We start from the raw sequence: 17,957 nt of genomic DNA, 5'->3' as shown, positions 1-17,957 counted from the left end.
GGTTAATTGTTACTGGTAGAATTAGGAAACTACAGTAAGTGTGTTTGAGTTGCCCAAAAACTTGAAAAAAGTATTTGACATTGTACGCTAAACAATAAAAAAGCTAGCAATGCTAGCTTTTATAAATCCAAACGTCAATATCCTTATTATACTCAAGTATTTCATCTTCATTAAAAAACAAACTAATTTCTCGAACAGCACTTTCTTCTGAATCTGAGCCATGTATAATATTTTTGCTTACATATAAACAATAGTCACCACGGATTGTCCCAGGTTCTGCATCTTTCGGATTTGTTTTACCGATTAGTTTACGCGTGATATCTACGACATTTTCACCTTGCCAAACCATCGCGAATACCGGCCCAGAAGTAATAAATTGAATTAAATTTTCATAAAAAGGTTTGCCTTTATGTTCCTTATAGTGTTCTTCTGCTAATTCAGTAGTAACTCTCATCAATTTTGCACCGACTAGTTGTAAACCCTTTCTTTCAAAACGACTAATAATATCCCCAATTATTTGCCTTTGTACACCATCTGGCTTTACCATTAAAAAAGTTTTACTTACCATGTACACTCCACTCCATCAGTTATGTATAGGCTTACATTTTTCCACAAGAATAATACCATGTATTATGGTATTATTCAATATACAATATCAAGTTATGATTTACGTTTCCCTATGTATTTAGCAATACTAAATAGAGTTGTTCTAGCTCGATTTCTAGGTAGTGTTTCTAGAATATCCAATGCTTTCTGCAGATAGCGGTTACTTATCGATTCTGATTGAGCAATGACATCTGACTCTAATATTTTATGTAATAATGGTTCAATTTCTTTCGGTGTCGTCTCGTTACTAATTTGTAAGATGTCATTTCGCATCGTTGGATTTTTTAAAGCTAATAAAACAGGAAGCGTAATGTTTCCTTGGAGAAGATCACTTCCTACTGGCTTTCCTAATTCTTTTTCAGTTGCTGTAAAATCTAGGATATCATCGGTAATTTGGAAAGACATTCCAACAAAATAACCAAACCAATATAGTTTACGATGTATTTCTTCATTCGCACCTGCAGATATTGCTCCTAATTGACAGCTTACTGCGATTAATAAAGCTGTTTTTCTTTTTATTCTTTTTAAATATGTTCGTAATGATTGGTTAAAATTATACTTATCTTTTATTTGCTCTATTTCACCAAGACATACTTCAACTATCGCTTTGGAAAGTATTTGATGCGCAAGTGGATTTTCTATTTTCGTCATTACCTCTAATGAACGGGCAAGTAAAAAATCTCCTGTATACATCGCAATCCGGTTATCCCATTTCGATTTAACCGTAGGCTTTCCTCTCCTAATATCAGCATCATCAATTACATCATCATGGACTAACGATGCCATATGAATCGTCTCAAGCGATACAGCGACGTGTTTAACAACATTAATGTCATACTGACCAAACATCGATGATAAGAGAACAAAGACGGGTCTAATCCTTTTACCGCCTGCCTGTAATAATTCCATGTTAGCTTCTCTTATGAGTGAATGTTGTGAGACTGCTGTTTTTTCAAGCTCTAATTCTATGATTTTAAGATCTGTATTCAAAAATGAATACAATGTTTTAAATTTCATACTTTTCACCTTAATACATCTTATTGTCGTACACGGTATATGTTATTTCTAATTAAAAATAGCGATGTTTATTCACTCACCTTTAATTCCTAAGTGCATTGCAGCAACCCCACCTGTAAATGGTTTAACTTGAACTTCGATAAAGCCTGCATCACGAAACATGTTAGCTAATTCCTGCATTCCAGGAAAATCTCGTGCAGATTCTTGCAACCATGAATATTCTTTATAACTTTTTGCAAAGATTTTACCGAACAAAGGCATAATATATCGGAAATAAACAGCAAAGAATTGTTTAAAAATCGGCGCTGTAGGTTGTGAGGTTTCAAGACAAACTGCCTTTCCACCTGGTTTAAGGACACGATTCATTTCTTTTAGTACTTGCATATAATCCGGAACATTTCTTAGGCCAAAGCCAATTGTAACAACATCAAATGTATTATCGTCGAAAGGTAGTTCCATTGCATTTCCATGCAGTAATGTAACATTTTTTAATCCAAGCTGTTCAACTTTCTCTTGACCTATTTTCAGCATATTTTTACTAAAATCTAGTCCTGTAACTTGTCCAGTTTCTCCAACCTTATCAGCTAATGCAATTGACCAGTCAGCTGTTCCACAACATACGTCTAATGCTTTTTGACCTGGTTGTACCTGCATGATTCGCATTGTTTCTTTTCTCCAAGCTTTGTGACGCTGAAAGCTTATAACCGAGTTCATTTGGTCATAATTTTTATAGATTTTTTCAAATACTCCGTGTACTCTTTCTTCTTTCGAGTGTTGCATTATGACAAACCTTCTTCCACAGTCTTTTTGTAATCTAATTTCTCATGTAAACGAATATTTTGCACTCGTTTAAATAATAACTCTTTAATAGAAGGTGTCTTTATTAAACAAGCGTCTAAAAGGGATACTGTATCATCATAAAATAATTCACATATCCTTTTCAACGAATTGATTGGGTAGCGTTCTTGCTTCATTTTTGATAATTCAAGTGTAGCTATTTTCTCTTCATTATGGAATTTTTCATGAGATAGCTTTTTATATGTCAAAAATTTTGTTGAAAATAGGTTCCAGAAGTCTAACTTATAATGTTGTGTTATCTTTTGAAAAAGGGCGGTTTCAACAATTAACACACTTTCCATAGTTGTTTGTACACTTAGTTCCTTATCATGATAGAGTTTAATTTTATTTTCATTTATCTCTTTTATCGCTTCAGCTAATACGCGTATCATTTGGATGTCCTTCAATTCAGAGAGCATGCCATAATATAAACCACTATAGTAATCCCCTGCTAAAGCAGTCAATTGCCGTTCAACAAAAGCATCATGGTTTATATTCTTATCTACTGTCACTTTGTCATGAGTATCAAGTGCGATTTGTACAAGCATAGCTGTCATGATATAACGTTCCTTTAATTGACTAGGAAGTTCTATCTCATCAAAAATTGCATACAGAAGTAATAGCTTATCATCATCTATTTCTGGAGTGGACAAATATTGCTCAAGAAAAGGATGACTCAACTTTTTTTGAAGCATCGATTTAATTTTTGTTAATTTTACATAGATGTCCTGCAAATATATCACCCTTGTCCCCAATTTAACATTCTCTCTCTATGATTCGTGAATACACAAAACACAAATGTTATTACTTTGTTAGCTAACAACTAATTAGTCAATAAAAGTATATACCCACTGGTCTCTCTTATAAAACAATTAAATAACTCTAATATTAATTATAACATATTGGTACTCGTTGGGTTGGCTTATTCTCGTTTTTGGTCAACATAATAATAGTATTAACGTAAATAAAAGCAGGAATCCCTGCTCATTTTTTTGCATCACTTTCCATTTCACCGTATGCGGATTGGATAACAGCTTTACCTCTAATTTTTATAGCAGATGTATGCTCTGTAAATTGAGCAATCATGACTTCACCCTTATCTAATTTTTCTGAATGGTGAAATCTTGTATCCGTACCTCTTGTCAGACCTATTACATTTACTCCGTCCTCAATAGCTTTTATGACGACATAATCATTTTTGGGATTTGACATGTTAGCACCCACCCTAATAAATTTTCATTTGATTATCTTGTTTCGATTCTATCATATCATTTTGTATGTCCTATGTATCGTAAAAAAATCAACCTTTAATAAACGAAAGAACCTCAGCTCTTGCCGCTGCATCATTGTGAAAAATCCCACGTACAGCTGATGTTATTGTTTTAGCCCCTGGTTTTTTGACACCCCTCATCGTCATACACATATGTTCAGCTTCAACTACAACCATCACTCCATGAGGATCTAATGATGACACAATACTATCTGCAATCGTTGACGTTATTCTTTCTTGCAACTGAGGTCTTTTAGCAACAGCCTCTACAGCACGAGCCAATTTGCTTAACCCAGTTACTTTGCCACCCTTCGGTATGTATGCTACATGGGCTTGTCCAAAGAAAGGCACTAAATGATGTTCACACATAGAATAAAAAGGGATATCTTTTACTAACACTAATTCTTCATGGTCTTCTCCAAAAACAGTTTTAAAGTGTTCTGTCGGATCTTCATTTAACCCGCTAAATACTTCTTCATACATCTTTGCAACACGTTTAGGTGTATCTAGTAATCCTTCTCGAGATGGATCTTCACCAATTGCCTCGAGAATTTGTACAACAGCTTGCTCTATCTTTTTTATATCAACCTGTCCCATTTCTTTCCTCCTGAAAGTACAATTAATACCGATTCTAGCATAAAGAAAGGTGAAATAGCAAAATATACATAATAATGAATTATATTATGCAATAGTCTATTTTTACGTATTCCTTCGCTATTTATGTATACATAGTTGCTTTTCCAAAGTTGTCTTTACTAGCTGGTCTTAATACGATTGTATATGAGTCCACCTTTATCATGTATCGTAGTAGTATTCTCGCAATCAGTTAGTCCAACTTACATATGTTTGTGTAAAAGCAACAGTTTATTTAAAGGCAATTTTTTAAATAATGACGTTTATTACTTATGTATTCTCGTTATCGGTTGCCTATTAACTTGCTCTCCGCGGGTTAGATGCATTTACACTTCAACTAACCGTTTATAAGATTAAGTAAGTACAAAGGCCATTTTCTTTTTTTAATATCCTTTAAATATAAAAAACATTATGAACAATCAAAAAGCCCCTAATGAAGGGGCTTTTGGTTGTATGTAATAAGTATTACACGACAAACTTATTTTCCTGCAACTGCGTCTTTAAGCGCTTTACCTGGTTTGAATGCAGGCACCTTACTTGCAGCGATTTCGATTTCTTCACCTGTTTGTGGGTTACGTCCTTTACGAGCTGCACGCTCACGAACTTCAAAGTTACCAAAACCGATAAGTTGTACTTTGTCACCATCTTTTAGTGCATCTAAAATTGTATCGAAAACAGCATCAACTGCTTTTGTTGCATCTTTTTTAGATAATTCACTAGCTTCAGCTACTGCGTTGATTAGTTCTGTTTTATTCATGCCTTTCACCTCCTCCCAAAAGGGATGGACTCTTATTAGTCTCATTTCTTCACAGTTTGATTCAATTCTATACATGATAGAAATTAAAAAATATCACAACACGCTTATCTTATATGATTTTTTTACATAATTCAATGATTTTCATCACGAATCTTGATGTGTAAGGAAGAATTGACCAACAGAGAAATTTATTTCTTAAGTAGATTATCATATTAAATCTATTGAATCAAGTTTATTCCTAATAAAAAACCATTAATATCAACGTTTTCCCCCTTAGATAAGAACAAAGGTTCGATTTTTTTACACTTCTTTCCTGTTTTTTGAATGTTTTTTGAAAATATTGATTTGTGCAAAATATTAATATTTTTTTTATAAACTACAGCATTACTAAACCTATTATGAATTTTATTAAGTGGTATCATCTGCATTAATCCTACATGTTGTCTTAAAATTTAATACTTATTTGAGATTCAAACATTCTTTTCAAAATTAATTAAAACTATATTAATATATCCTTTAAAATTGAATGTTATTTTTCACACTGCTATATAGTTAACTACGGTTTAAAGTAGATAATCGTGGGATTATGGGTTATGCAATGGAAGCTGTCTCCACACCTTATAAGTTAAAATGCTAATGTTTAAATAAAAAAAAGACCCCTTTTGAGGAGGCCTTTACACTATAGAATAATTGCGATTAAACCACCAGAGCCTTCATTAATAATTCTCTCCAGTGTTTCCTTAAGTTTATATCGTGCATTCTCAGGCATGAGTGAAAGTTTAGCTTGAATGCCTTCTCGAACAATCGAACTCAAGCTTCGACCAAAGATATCAGAATTCCAAATTGAAAGCGGGTTATCCTCAAAATCTTGCATTAAATAGCGCACTAACTCTTCAGATTGTTTTTCTGTACCAATAATTGGAGCAAATTCAGATTCTACATCAACTTTTATCATATGGATAGAAGGTGCTACAGCCTTTAATCTAACACCAAACCTAGAGCCTTGGCGAATAATTTCTGGTTCATCTAGACTCATATCTGTTAGAGCAGGTGCAGCTATTCCATATCCAGTTTGTTTCACCATTTTTAATGCATCTGCTACTTGATCATACTCAGCTTTCGCATAGGCAAAATCTTGCATCAATTGGAGTAAATGATCTTTGCCACGGATTTCTACACCTACAACCTCTTTCAAGATTTGATCATATAAATCATCAGGTGCATATAAATCAATTTCCGCGATCCCTTGACCCATTTCAATTCCCGCTAAACTTGCCCGGTTGATAAAATCATATTCGCTAAACTGACCAACTACCCGGTCAACATCTCTTAATCTTTTTATATCCTTTACAGTATCTTTCACAGCTTCTTGATAACTTTCTCTTAACCAATGGTCATCTCTTAATACCATTACCCAGCTTGGCAGGTTAACATTTACTTCTAAAACAGGGAATTCGTATAAAGATTCTCTTAATACATTTAGCACATCTGATTCCCGCATACTTTCAACACTCATTGCAAGTACAGGAATATCATATTGCTCATTTAATGATTGTCGAAGGGCTTCTGTCTCAGGGTGATGCGGACGAACCGTATTAATAATCATAATAAACGGTTTACCTACTTCTTTTAATTCTTCAATAACTCTTGCTTCTGCCTCTAAATAATCTTGTCTAGGAATATCTCCAATCGAACCATCTGTCGTAATGACACAACCAATTGTTGAATGTTCCTGAATAACTTTACGCGTTCCAATTTCAGCTGCTTCATGAAATGGTATTGGCTCTTCATACCAAGGAGTGTTAATCATGCGAGGACCATTTTCATCCTCATAACCTTTTGCACCTGGAACAGTATAACCTACACAATCTACTAATCTAATATTGACATCAAGTCCCTCATCCACGTGAATGGAAACTGCTTGATTCGGGACAAATTTAGGCTCAGTCGTCATAATTGTTTTACCAGCTGCACTTTGTGGTAATTCATCTTGAGCTCTAGCTTTATCTGATTCATTTTCAATATTAGGTAAAACAACTAACTCCATAAACTTCTTAATAAAAGTAGATTTACCTGTTCTAACTGCACCAACTACTCCTAAATATATATCGCCACCAGTTCGTTCAGCGATATCCTTGAAAATATCTACTTTTTCCAAGTGATCCCCTCCCGATTTTACAATTTGGGATAAATCTTATCCGTCATCTTATAGGACACTATATATGTATGACGTTGTCCTATTTGTTTATGACTTAGCTAGCAAACTTTTTTCCATTATCGCTAATTTATTTAATTGGTGTACTACTTAAAAGCGAAAAAGAAAACCCTTCTTTTAAAGTTTATTCTCTAAAGAAGGGTTCATGACAATTTTATTATTTTTTTTATGATTATTTATTCAAAAGAAAAATCGGTTCTCCTTTTTCATCAATTGTATATGGCATAGAATATACAGGTACAAAATGACTATCCTCAAGTAAAATATCTCGGATATCGTCTCCAAATGTATAACGATGTTCATTATTTTCTAGAGTTTTACTTAAGTCTATTCGATAATCCACGAAAACTTCAGCTTGGTTATCGATAACAAATGGCAGATACTCACCAGAAAACGGACTTTGAACCATTAGCGGCTCATCATATCCTAATTTTTCATAATCTAAAGTGAATATGCCATCGGCAACGATATCCTTAAACGGAGGGTATCCATTTGATTGACGATATACATTCAACCTAACTTTTAACTCATGAATAGCTTCTGATATCCTTAAATCAATTAGTTTTACAGTAGGATTCTCTTCCACATCGACTAAAGTGTATTGATATATCCCTCCGCTTTCATAAGCTGTTCCTGGTGGTTCGGCCATATATTTAGGTGTTAATTTACTAAAATCAATCGGATACTTTTGATAAATGGGTGTTGTCATATCTCTTGTTTTTATAGGTAACAGACCACCTGTATCCTCTTGGTATTGTTTCACAGTTGTTTGAACAGCACTTATTTGATCATCGTAAGGTACTGAGTTTTTCTGAAGTTTCTCTTCTGGATAAAGACATCCTGTTAATAAAGCAAAGGTTAATAATAAGGATACTATTTTCAAACATTTCATTGGCAAGCAACTTCCTTTTCCATATTATTCAGATACAGGGCCACTAAATACAACGAAAAGAATTATCAGACCTGCTAGAATCATAAATAGATAAGCAAATATCGTCACAATGACTCTTAAAATTCCTTTTTTTAATTTAAATCTACTTAAATAGATTAATAATATTGAGATAAACATAAAACCCATGGATGCAAATGATATCCACATTTTCATAAGTGCGATATTCAATTCTTGTCCTCCTAACTTTATATATTTTATGTATAACTTACCATTTCATTTAAGCGTACCGAAATACATTAAAGCTTGTCCTATGTTTTTCCCAAAAAAATAAACAAAAAATAAAAACAAAAAATAAAGCAACACTATGAGTTATACAAACATTAGTTATTTTATGTTTATACAAATTAACTTTTCATGTAAATTAACCGTAGGACTAGGACTATATTATCGTTGATTATAATATACTATACATCCTCATGTTGAATCTATAAATTACACATACAGTAAAAAACTGAAGTAAAGAGGGGACGAACTTTACTTCAGCAAGATGATTGACTAAATTGTACCCAACTATAAGAACAACTCTATATTGACTACGTTGCATTTTATGCGAATTCCGATAACTTTGTATCCTCTAATGCCTAGAATTGTTTAAGAAACTTTACAAGTTAGGTTAATGTCGGCAACTTAAGGAAAGTAATCAAATGAATATCCGCGAATAACACGCAGTCTATACCTTATAGGATATAATGTACCCTTTATTTTTCAATGTTATAGTATGCGCGTTGTCTTTATATTGCCACCTAATTATGAGAAGAGATTACACATATTATTAGTTAGCGATTATCCATAACATTTACTAGGTCTTCCATTTCATGTGTTTTCACACGTGCCATTAACGCATCCACTGCAATTTTTGGAGACTGGCCATTGAATAATACGTCGTAAAGCGCCTCGGTAATCGGCATCTTTACATTGTATTTTTGAGCTAGCTGATAGGCTGCCTTTGTTGTTCTGACGCCTTCGACAACCATACCCATATTATCCAATACTTCTTCAAGTTTTTGACCTTTCCCTAAAAGATTTCCCGCTCTCCAATTTCGCGAATGTACACTAGTACAAGTAACAATTAAGTCACCTATTCCTGTTAAACCAGAGAAAGTAAGGGGATTTCCACCCATTTTACTGCCTAGTCGAGCAATTTCTGCTAAACCTCTTGTAATAAGTGCTGCTTTTGCATTATCTCCGTAGCCAAGACCATCGGTTATTCCTGCCGCTAATGCAATTATATTCTTTAAAGATCCACCAATCTCAACCCCAATAATATCAGGATTTGTGTAAACACGAAAATGTTGATTCATAAATAAATCTTGTATGTATTCTGCTGCATGCAGGTTTTTAGAAGATGAAGTAACTGTTGTAATATGACGTTGACTAACCTCTTCAGCGTGACTTGGACCTGATAATACAACAACATCTTTCAGTAAATGCTTCGGCATTTCGATTTCTACAATTTCCGAAATACGTAATAATGTATCAGGCTCAATTCCTTTACTTACATGCACGATCGTAATTGCTTCTGTAATCGATTGTGCAATTTGTTGTAATACTTCTCGGATTGCCTTTGTGGGTACTGCTAACACAACTGTTCTGGCCCCATTTAAACTCATTTTCAAATCAGAAATTGCATGAATACGACTAGGTAATTCAATACCCGGTAAGTATTTTTCATTTTTCCTAGTTTCGTTAATTTCGTTGATTAATTCTTGACGATGTCCCCATAGTTTTACATGGTGGCCATTATCAGCAAGCACAATAGCCAAAGCAGTTCCCCAGCTACCGGCACCTAAAACAGTAATTTGTTCCATTTCTACACATCCTTCCTATAAAAAGAGGGTAAGCCATTTCTGATATACCCTAAATCATTTTTTTGCATGAGCAATCAGTTACCAATTCATAAATTGATTACAATAGCTATTACGTAACTGACTTGCATAACAAAAAATATTGAATTATTTTCTTTCCCTAGCAAATATCTTTATAGGTGTGCCTTCAAAATCAAAAGCTTCACGAATCCGATTTTCTAAGAACCGTTCATATGAGAAGTGCATAAGCTCAGGGTCATTTACAAATACGACAAAGGTTGGGGGTCTAACTGCTACCTGTGCTGTATAGAAAATCTTTAACCGTTTCCCTTTATGTGTTGGCGTAGGATTCATCGCAACTGCATCCATTACGACATCATTTAGAACATTCGTTTGAACACGTCTAGAATGGTTTTCACTAGCAATTAATATTTTCGGCATTAACGTGTGGATTCGTTTCTTTGTAATAGCGGATAAGAATACAATAGGCGCATAATCTAAAAATTTAAAATGCTCACGTATGTTGACCTCAAATTCTTTCATTGTTTTTTCATCTTTCTCAACTGCATCCCACTTATTAACAACAATGACTACTGATTTACCTGCTTCATGTGCATATCCCGCAATATGCTTGTCCTGTTCAATAATTCCTTCTTCTCCATTAATAACAACAAGAATTACATCTGATCGTTCAATCGCCTTTAAGGCCCGTAAAACACTATATTTCTCTGTTGTTTCATAAACCTTACCCTTTTTTCTCATTCCAGCTGTATCAATAATCACAAATTCTTGACCCTCATATTTATATGCTGTATCAATGGCATCACGAGTTGTACCAGCTATATCGCTTACAATTACGCGCTCTTCTCCCAAAATTGCATTAACTAATGAAGACTTACCAACATTCGGACGGCCTATTAATGAAAATTTTACAGTAGTGTCATCATAATCTTCCGTACCAATGTTCGGAAAGTGTTTAGCAACTTCATCTAGTAAATCTCCTAAGCCTAACCCGTGTGAACCAGATATCGGAAACGGATCTCCAAATCCTAATGAGTAAAAATCATAAATATTTGTACGCATTTCAGGATTATCCACTTTATTTACTGCCAAAACAACAGGTTTATTTGTTTTATATAATATTTTGGCAACTTCCTCATCAGCTGCTGTAACACCTTCACGAACATTTGTTAAAAATATAATAACATCAGCCTCTTCAATCGCAATCTCTGCTTGGTGTTTAATTTGCGAGAGAAATGGTTCATCTCCGATATCGATTCCACCAGTATCGATAATATTAAATTGATAATTAAGCCACTCACCTGAGCTGTATATCCGATCTCTTGTAACGCCTGGAATATCTTCAACAATAGAAATTCTCTCACCTACAATTCGATTAAAAATCGTGGATTTACCAACATTAGGTCGTCCTACAATTGCAATTATTGGTTTTGCCATATCCTTCACCCTTTCTTTATCTACTTCTAATATTTTGACTTACGATATATAAGCTATGCAAATCCTTTATTCGTAAAAGATATATGAAACATTACATAGAAACTAAAAAACGAATATGTATAGCTAAAACGTACATTTCATATGAATAGGAGCATATTATTTTCTACAATCATCAGAAGTTTTTACAATTTAATTAAACAAAGCTTACGACAAACAAACTTAATAAAAGAACCCTTCTAAACAAAAGAAGGGCTTAACTTTTATATATTAGCAAACATTTATAAAATACTCAACTCAGTGTTTTACGATAACATATAAGTCATCACCAATTCCATGTGCAATTCCATCTAAAATTGCTTCTAAATTTTTAGCGTAAAAATCCATCTCTTCCTTTGTTTCACAAGTAAATATCGCAGTTCCCCCAGCAGCTTTTGTTTTATCTGTTGTTATTATCGCTAATATGTACTTTTCTAAAGATGAACTCATTTCGTTAACCCCTTTTATTCGCCTTCGCTTCAGTTGGCATTCTAATCGCATTTTCCAGTGTTGGCGTCTCTCCAATTACTCGTATGGCCTTGTCCACATTTCGTTCTTGAGGAAGAACAAAAACCCCAAGTCTACCATCATCTAAATCTCTTTTTGCTAATGGAACGAGCGCAGGTTCCCCTGAGTCTCTTACAACACCTAAGGCAGTTGAAACATCATGTAAAATTGCTTGCCTCTGTCCTAGATTTGCTATTGTCGCTGTAGAATTTGGATTTTTTGGTGTTAAAATAAAACCCATACCGTATTTCAAAACGTCTTTTTGTTTGTCAGGTAACCCAATATTCATAATGTAAATGTTACCTACATAAAGACCGGCACCTTCAAAATGAGGTTCAACATACTCAATATTTACAATATCTTTAATACGGCTTCCTGCCATTAGTTTTCTACATACAAGGAAACAAATAACACCTACTACAATAGCTATCACAAAATTACCAACTAAGTAAGCGAAAGTTGTTAATAGTGATGTAAAGATGACGAGATAATTTCTACTCTCAAACGCAACAGCAATTCCCTCTATATAAGTACTGCCTCTTGGAACTAGCTCATAGCCATCAAGAACAGTTAATGTATTACGTTCCATATTTCTAACATCACGAAACTGCGAAGCAGCTAGGGTCAAAAAAGTAATAGCAGTGAAGTCTTCCTCCATTATCGATGGTACTGCAACCGTTCCTAATCCAGCAGCAATAAAGCCTAAAGCGATATGAATAATTTTCCCGTGTAAATACGTGGGGTACTGTCGATAATCTGTTTTTAACATATGTAGTCTTGTTAGTACACCTACAACTACACCAAAAAGGACCGGTAATGTATATTCATTCATGTTAGCCTTGTTTCTCCTTTGCAGGTTTTTGGATATTTTGTTCAATGTAAGTTATTACCTGTTGTGCAATTACCCAAATGTAAATGAAAAAACAACCAATTGCTAAGATATCTAAACTAGCAGACGTACCGATTGTTAATCCACTATGAAATTTCCCAAGAATTCCCCAATATATAAATTCTCCTTGTCCGATGGATATGATGAATAAAGTAAACTTTTCAGTAGGTTTTCTCCCTAAGTAAATCGCTAATATACTAATCACAAGACTTACAATCAAACGGTAATCAAAAAGGAACCATACCGGGTCGTATATCCGAAAAAGCAAAATTCCTGAGTAGGCTAGTGTAAGTGTCATAGCCATGATGAAAAAAGATATTTTTGCACTTTTCATTTTTGTCGCTAAGTAGTAGCCTAAAAACAAAAATAAAAGTAGTGAAATTCTAATGTTATATTCCCCAAGGAGTACAAAATACTTGCTCATCATAATAGTTATCATAAGAAAGATTCCTAACTTAAGCCTAACTGTACTCTTCCTCAATAGGAATGTTGTCACAATCCACGCTAACCACATAAACCAAAAATAAAAAATCCCTTCCACATCCACTCCTCCTACATACCCATTATGTCTTTTTTCAATTAGTTTTAATCTAAAACTAAAAACTTTTTTAATTTATAGACACAATGAAAGAAGAACATTTGTTGACTATTTGGTTATGATTTCTCAATGATTATTGTTGATTTAGCTGGATATATTTTGCTTCTGTTGAGTTAAATAAAAGGGATGTTTTCCAAGAGATTGTTAATTTTAGCATAAACGGGTAGCCGCCGGGACTATGAGGCACACCATCCCACCGTGAAAAACTAGTACTGTAAAAGGACACCAACCCCTAACGCCAACTGAGTATAAAACAACGATGTTTACGTAAACTGCAAATAAAAAAGAAGTAGCTTATTCAGATGATTAACCTCTGAATTTCTACTTCTTTATCATTGTCCTTACGCTGTATTCCTTTGTATTAATGTTACGTTCTGTTAACCAATGATGAGTCTTACCGCTTATAAGAATCGGACTCTGTTGAAGCTGTTTAATTGTACTAGTCCCTAAAGCAGTCATAATAATCGATAATTGTTTTTTCATCTCTTTTATTTCTTCTACTAAATAGTCACCATCATTTTCTATTAAGATCTTTAAAAAGTAGCCAGCAACACCAGCCGCTGAAGCTCCTAAACTTATTGCTTTAGCAACTTCTAATGCACTTTGTATCCCACCGGTAGCCATAATCGTCATATTTGCTGATGATGTTTTTACCTCTGCAATTGAAGATGCTGTAGGTATGCCCCATTCGTTGAAACTTTCTAGCATTCGTTCTCGTCTTAAGTTTTCGATTTTTGCAAAATCTGTACCTCCACGCCCTCCAATATCGACAATGTTTATGCCCACTTCCTTTAACTGTTTAGCCACCTCCCGATTCATACCAAACCCTACTTCTTTTACAATAATGGGAATATTTACATTTTTAGCTACTTCTTCAATCCTTGCTAGAACACCCGTAAAATCTCGGTCTCCTTCAGGCATGATTAACTCTTGCACTACATTTATGTGAATTTGCAAGGCATCGGCTTCAATCATTTCGATAGCTAACTTCGCCTCATCTAAAGTTGCTTCACTTCCGATATTTGCGAATATGATACCTTTCGGGTTCACCTTTCGAACAATTTCATAAGATGCTATTGCCGATTTATCCTTAATTGCAGCCATTTGTGAACCAATTGCCATAGCGATATTTGTCTCTTTTGCAACTTTTGCTAATGCTTCATTAATTTCTAGAGTTTTTTTGCCACCTCCACCAGTCATTGCATTTATAAAAATTGGCGAACTTAATATAAGTTCGCCAATTTTTGTGTCTAATTGAATATTTGCTAACGACTGATTTGGTAAGCTTTGATGTATAAATGTTATATCCTCAAACCCATTTGTTCGATCTTGTCCAGATGTTAGTGCATGTTGAATATGTTCTAGTTTTCTTTGCTTTCGATCACTCACCAAAATCACCATTTTATTTTAATTTTTTTAACTGGTCTCCAATCATTTCACCCAATTGGAACCCTGATGTATTATCTTCTTGTGCTTGATAATTACGAAAATCTTCGTCTGATGCTTTTGTTGTTTCTTCAAGTTCACGGATGCTTAATGATATACGTTGCTCAGACTCATTTACATCTAAGACCTTCACCTTAACTATTTGGTTATGTTCAAGTACTTCTTGAGGTGTACCTATATGTTTATTCGATATTTGAGAAATGTGAACAAGTCCTTCAACACCAGGTAATATTTCGACAAATGCACCAAATGCAACAAGTCGTCTCACTGTACCTTCTAAAATATCGCCAGCTTTCACTTTTTCTGAAATATTTGACCATGGACCAGCTTGTGTTTCTTTAATCGATAACGAGATTCTTTCATTATCTCGGTCAATACCAAGTACTTTAACAGTAACTGATTGACCTTCTTCCACAACATCAGAAGGTTTGTCGATATGAGTATGTGATAGCTGTGAAATATGGACTAGACCGTCGATACCTCCTATATCAACAAAAGCACCGAAATCAGTTAGTCGTTGGACCTTACCTTCAATAACGTCCCCTACTTTAATTGTATCCAACAAAGCTGATTTTTTTTCAATTTGCTCTTTTTCAATTACTGCACGATGTGATAAAATAACACGATTCTTATCTCGGTCAATCTCTACAACTATTAGAGAAAGTGATTTACCTAAGTAATCGGAAAAATCTTCAACAAAATGCGCTTCAACTAATGATGCAGGAATAAATCCTCTTACACCGAGATCAACTACTAGTCCGCCTTTAACAACATCTTTTACTTCTGCCTCAAAGACTTCTTTTGTTTCAAATTTTTGCTGCAACGAATCCCAAGCTTTTTCAGCATCAACAGCTCTTTTTGACAGAACAAGTGCTTCTTCTTCTACTTTCAAAACTTGTAACGTTAATTCTTCGTTTTCATTAATAACATCTGAAGCCTTCTCAACATGTAGACTTGAAAGCTCACTTATAGGAATAATTCCCGTGAATTTACAATTTTCTATTTCGACGATAACTTGTTTCTCTTCAACTTTAGTAACTATTCCCTTGACAACATCTCCAACTTCAGGTGTTTCAACTTGAACGCTATTCAATTCTTCCATCTTATTACCTCCTTGGTCAAAACCTGCGCGACTCTTGATTAAATATATGTAAGATATCATTTTATTAAAAAGCACTTAACTTATTAATAAAATGAAAAAACTTCCTTATTTAAACTTCTAATAAATGCTACTTTTTGTCAAGTAGTAAGTCCTAATCGCAACTTATTTTTTTAAAAGTTTGCCGATTTCTTCCATAATAATAGCACTCATTTCTTCAGTTGTTATTTTCTTTGCACGGTATTCTTCCATGTTTATTGGATTACCATAAATGACGCGCAATGTGTGAAATGGCTTGTATGGACCTACGATAGCACAAGGTACAACTGCCGCATTAGAGCGTAAAGCAAAAAAGCCTGCACCTGACTGACCTTTACCTAATTCTCCATTTTTGCTTCTAGTTCCTTCAGGAAAGAACCCTAATACATTTCCTTCTTTTAATATTTTTAAACCTGTTCTTAATGCTTCTCGATCACTTCCACCACGATTTACTGGGAACGTACCAAAATCTTTTAGTAAAGTTTTTAATACCGGTATTTTAAATAATTCGGCTTTTGCCATAAATAAAACTTGTCTAGGGGCGGTGATTCCGACAATTGGAGGGTCAAAATTACTAATATGGTTTGCACAAAGGAAGACTCCTCCTTCTTTTGGAAAGTTTTCAATCCCTTCAACTTTAACTCGATAAGTTGGTTTTAATATTCCTGCAACAACAGACCTTGCAAATGTATATAGAGCCATTTTATCAAAGCCTTTCTTCTATATAATTTTCTATAGTTCTTACTACATCTTGAATTGTCATTGAAGTTGTATCAATTTCAATTGCATCGGATGCCTTTTTCAAAGGTGCAATTTCTCTTTCTGAATCAAGTTTATCACGGTTTGCAATCTCATTAGTTAATTTTGTTAAATCTGATTCAAACCCTTTTTTTATATTTTCTTGATGGCGCCTTAATGCTCTTTCTTCTACAGAAGCTTTTAAAAATATTTTCACCTCTGCTTTAGGCAGAACATGTGTACCGATATCACGACCATCCATTACAACACCGCCATTGCTAGCCAATAGCCTTTGTCTCTTCAGCATTTCCTCTCTTACCTTAGGATGCATCGCAACAATTGATACTTGATTTGTAACCTGATTAGTTCGTATAACGTCTGTTACATCTTCACCATTAATTAACACAATTTGCCCATCATTAGCAGGCTTCAGTTCTATCTTGATTGATGATAGTACATTTGCAACTTCGAGTTCATTATTTAAATCAATATTTTCTTGTATTGCCTTATAAGTAAGTGCACGATACATAGCTCCAGTATCTATATAAATATATGCGTAATGCTCTGCAATAATCTTTGCGACTGTACTTTTCCCGGCTGCAGCTGGTCCATCTATAGCTATTGATATTTTATGTCTCATATATCCTCCAAGTAAACTATTAATCTAGTAGTGACTATACTAGTTGTTATTTGTAATTTTGAGTTGTTTTTAATATAGGTATCTTTAATAGGTTTAGTTCAACTGACCAATCAAAATACAAAGGCGCGGTTAATAGGTCTATACATAATGAAATACAGGTAGTTTTCGCATACCTGTATTTCATTATTGGTTAAAAGTTTCAAGCCATTCTGTAATCGTCTGCTTATTAACCCCTTCATATTGTACCACCTTTGATAAATATGGTTTAATTGCTGATTGCTGAATCAATAGTTGTGAGCAAAGTAGAACGATAAATTGGATAACTATTAGCTTTATAAGAATTCTTTCAAATCGTTTCATACGATCATCTCCGCCTATATACAATAATGAAGAGAGTAAATTTCCTCTCTTTCCC

General features: G+C 34.1%; 20 protein-coding genes. All 20 read right to left on the bottom strand.

Features of this window, described 5'->3' with window-relative positions:
• Positions 1-112 precede the first annotated feature (112 nt).
• Complete coding sequence (gene ndk / locus J2S19_RS20045) at positions 113-568, bottom strand: nucleoside-diphosphate kinase (RefSeq protein ID WP_307345612.1); 456 nt, start codon at positions 566-568, stop codon at positions 113-115.
• A gap of 92 nt (positions 569-660) precedes the next feature.
• Entirely contained in the window at positions 661-1,623 is a 963-nt protein-coding gene (gene hepT / locus J2S19_RS20040; RefSeq protein WP_307345609.1) for a heptaprenyl diphosphate synthase component II, read from the bottom strand.
• A 72-nt stretch (positions 1,624-1,695) separates the two neighbouring features.
• Complete coding sequence (locus tag J2S19_RS20035; RefSeq protein WP_307345606.1) at positions 1,696-2,403, bottom strand: demethylmenaquinone methyltransferase; 708 nt, start codon at positions 2,401-2,403, stop codon at positions 1,696-1,698.
• Positions 2,403-3,194, bottom strand: a complete 792-nt coding sequence (locus J2S19_RS20030) for a heptaprenyl diphosphate synthase component 1 (RefSeq protein WP_307345604.1) — start codon at positions 3,192-3,194, stop codon at positions 2,403-2,405. Before J2S19_RS20030 ends, J2S19_RS20035 begins: the two co-directional genes overlap by 1 nt.
• 250 nt (positions 3,195-3,444) lie before the next feature.
• Positions 3,445-3,672, bottom strand: a complete 228-nt coding sequence (gene mtrB, locus J2S19_RS20025) for a trp RNA-binding attenuation protein MtrB (RefSeq protein ID WP_307345601.1) — start codon at positions 3,670-3,672, stop codon at positions 3,445-3,447.
• An 88-nt stretch (positions 3,673-3,760) separates the two neighbouring features.
• Positions 3,761-4,327 (bottom strand): GTP cyclohydrolase I FolE, encoded by a 567-nt coding sequence (gene folE, locus J2S19_RS20020; RefSeq protein ID WP_307345598.1) that lies wholly within the window; start codon positions 4,325-4,327, stop codon positions 3,761-3,763.
• 514 nt (positions 4,328-4,841) lie between these two features.
• On the bottom strand, positions 4,842-5,120 hold the full coding sequence (gene hbs, locus J2S19_RS20015; protein WP_034332307.1) for a non-specific DNA-binding protein Hbs: 279 nt from the start codon (positions 5,118-5,120) through the stop codon (positions 4,842-4,844).
• A gap of 679 nt (positions 5,121-5,799) precedes the next feature.
• Positions 5,800-7,278, bottom strand: coding sequence for a stage IV sporulation protein A (gene spoIVA, locus J2S19_RS20010; RefSeq protein WP_307345595.1), 1,479 nt, complete (start codon positions 7,276-7,278; stop codon positions 5,800-5,802).
• Between the two features lie 229 nt (positions 7,279-7,507).
• A complete protein-coding gene (locus J2S19_RS20005; protein ID WP_307345593.1) occupies positions 7,508-8,227 on the bottom strand; it encodes a YphF family lipoprotein in 720 nt (239 codons plus the stop codon).
• A gap of 24 nt (positions 8,228-8,251) precedes the next feature.
• Positions 8,252-8,455: a DUF2768 domain-containing protein gene (locus J2S19_RS20000; RefSeq protein WP_307345590.1), complete on the bottom strand. Its 204-nt coding sequence runs from the start codon at positions 8,453-8,455 to the stop codon at positions 8,252-8,254.
• A 608-nt stretch (positions 8,456-9,063) separates the two neighbouring features.
• On the bottom strand, positions 9,064-10,095 hold the full coding sequence (locus tag J2S19_RS19995) for an NAD(P)H-dependent glycerol-3-phosphate dehydrogenase (RefSeq protein ID WP_307345588.1): 1,032 nt from the start codon (positions 10,093-10,095) through the stop codon (positions 9,064-9,066).
• A gap of 144 nt (positions 10,096-10,239) precedes the next feature.
• Positions 10,240-11,550, bottom strand: coding sequence for a ribosome biogenesis GTPase Der (der, locus tag J2S19_RS19990; protein WP_307345586.1), 1,311 nt, complete (start codon positions 11,548-11,550; stop codon positions 10,240-10,242).
• A 294-nt stretch (positions 11,551-11,844) separates the two neighbouring features.
• On the bottom strand, positions 11,845-12,036 hold the full coding sequence (locus J2S19_RS19985) for a capping complex subunit for YIEGIA (RefSeq protein WP_307345583.1): 192 nt from the start codon (positions 12,034-12,036) through the stop codon (positions 11,845-11,847).
• Positions 12,037-12,040: 4 nt separating this feature from the next.
• The gene (locus tag J2S19_RS19980) at positions 12,041-12,925 is read right to left on the bottom strand and encodes a YIEGIA family protein (RefSeq protein ID WP_307345582.1); all 885 of its coding nucleotides are present in this window, start codon (positions 12,923-12,925) and stop codon (positions 12,041-12,043) included.
• A gap of 1 nt (position 12,926) precedes the next feature.
• Positions 12,927-13,523: a YphA family membrane protein gene (locus J2S19_RS19975; RefSeq protein ID WP_307345580.1), complete on the bottom strand. Its 597-nt coding sequence runs from the start codon at positions 13,521-13,523 to the stop codon at positions 12,927-12,929.
• 378 nt (positions 13,524-13,901) lie between these two features.
• Positions 13,902-14,981, bottom strand: a complete 1,080-nt coding sequence (fni, locus tag J2S19_RS19970) for a type 2 isopentenyl-diphosphate Delta-isomerase (RefSeq protein WP_307345578.1) — start codon at positions 14,979-14,981, stop codon at positions 13,902-13,904.
• A gap of 1 nt (position 14,982) precedes the next feature.
• Positions 14,983-16,188: a 30S ribosomal protein S1 gene (rpsA, locus tag J2S19_RS19965; protein ID WP_370875182.1), complete on the bottom strand. Its 1,206-nt coding sequence runs from the start codon at positions 16,186-16,188 to the stop codon at positions 14,983-14,985.
• A 102-nt stretch (positions 16,189-16,290) separates the two neighbouring features.
• Complete coding sequence (locus J2S19_RS19960; protein WP_307345572.1) at positions 16,291-16,866, bottom strand: lysophospholipid acyltransferase family protein; 576 nt, start codon at positions 16,864-16,866, stop codon at positions 16,291-16,293.
• A 4-nt stretch (positions 16,867-16,870) separates the two neighbouring features.
• Positions 16,871-17,542 carry a (d)CMP kinase gene (gene cmk / locus J2S19_RS19955; RefSeq protein WP_307345570.1) on the bottom strand — a complete coding sequence of 224 codons (672 nt, stop codon included), beginning with the start codon at positions 17,540-17,542 and terminating at the stop codon, positions 16,871-16,873.
• A gap of 183 nt (positions 17,543-17,725) precedes the next feature.
• Positions 17,726-17,902, bottom strand: a complete 177-nt coding sequence (locus J2S19_RS19950) for a YpfB family protein (RefSeq protein ID WP_307345568.1) — start codon at positions 17,900-17,902, stop codon at positions 17,726-17,728.
• Between the last annotated feature and the right edge of the window lie 55 nt (positions 17,903-17,957).

Source organism: Metabacillus malikii (assembly GCF_030813355.1).
Classification (GTDB): Bacteria; Bacillota; Bacilli; order Bacillales; family Bacillaceae; genus Metabacillus; species Metabacillus malikii.
The sequence above is the reverse complement of the archived record's forward strand: the minus strand, read 5'-3'. Positions and strand labels throughout refer to the sequence as shown.

Bases quoted from the DNA above. Each gene is read 5' to 3' on its own strand.
- ndk (WP_307345612.1), bottom strand. From the start codon at position 568: ATGGTAAGTAAAACTTTTTTAATGGTAAAGCCAGATGGTGTACAAAGG.
- hepT (WP_307345609.1), bottom strand. From the start codon at position 1,623: ATGAAATTTAAAACATTGTATTCATTTTTGAATACAGATCTTAAAATC.
- J2S19_RS20035 (WP_307345606.1), bottom strand. From the start codon at position 2,403: ATGCAACACTCGAAAGAAGAAAGAGTACACGGAGTATTTGAAAAAATC.
- mtrB (WP_307345601.1), bottom strand. From the start codon at position 3,672: ATGTCAAATCCCAAAAATGATTATGTCGTCATAAAAGCTATTGAGGAC.
- folE (WP_307345598.1), bottom strand. From the start codon at position 4,327: ATGGGACAGGTTGATATAAAAAAGATAGAGCAAGCTGTTGTACAAATT.
- hbs (WP_034332307.1), bottom strand. From the start codon at position 5,120: ATGAATAAAACAGAACTAATCAACGCAGTAGCTGAAGCTAGTGAATTA.
- J2S19_RS20005 (WP_307345593.1), bottom strand. From the start codon at position 8,227: ATGAAATGTTTGAAAATAGTATCCTTATTATTAACCTTTGCTTTATTA.
- J2S19_RS19995 (WP_307345588.1), bottom strand. From the start codon at position 10,095: ATGGAACAAATTACTGTTTTAGGTGCCGGTAGCTGGGGAACTGCTTTG.
- der (WP_307345586.1), bottom strand. From the start codon at position 11,550: ATGGCAAAACCAATAATTGCAATTGTAGGACGACCTAATGTTGGTAAA.
- J2S19_RS19985 (WP_307345583.1), bottom strand. From the start codon at position 12,036: ATGAGTTCATCTTTAGAAAAGTACATATTAGCGATAATAACAACAGAT.
- J2S19_RS19980 (WP_307345582.1), bottom strand. From the start codon at position 12,925: ATGAATGAATATACATTACCGGTCCTTTTTGGTGTAGTTGTAGGTGTA.
- fni (WP_307345578.1), bottom strand. From the start codon at position 14,981: ATGGTGATTTTGGTGAGTGATCGAAAGCAAAGAAAACTAGAACATATT.
- rpsA (WP_370875182.1), bottom strand. From the start codon at position 16,188: ATGATATCTTACATATATTTAATCAAGAGTCGCGCAGGTTTTGACCAA.
- J2S19_RS19960 (WP_307345572.1), bottom strand. From the start codon at position 16,866: ATGGCTCTATATACATTTGCAAGGTCTGTTGTTGCAGGAATATTAAAA.
- cmk (WP_307345570.1), bottom strand. From the start codon at position 17,542: ATGAGACATAAAATATCAATAGCTATAGATGGACCAGCTGCAGCCGGG.
- J2S19_RS19950 (WP_307345568.1), bottom strand. From the start codon at position 17,902: ATGAAACGATTTGAAAGAATTCTTATAAAGCTAATAGTTATCCAATTT.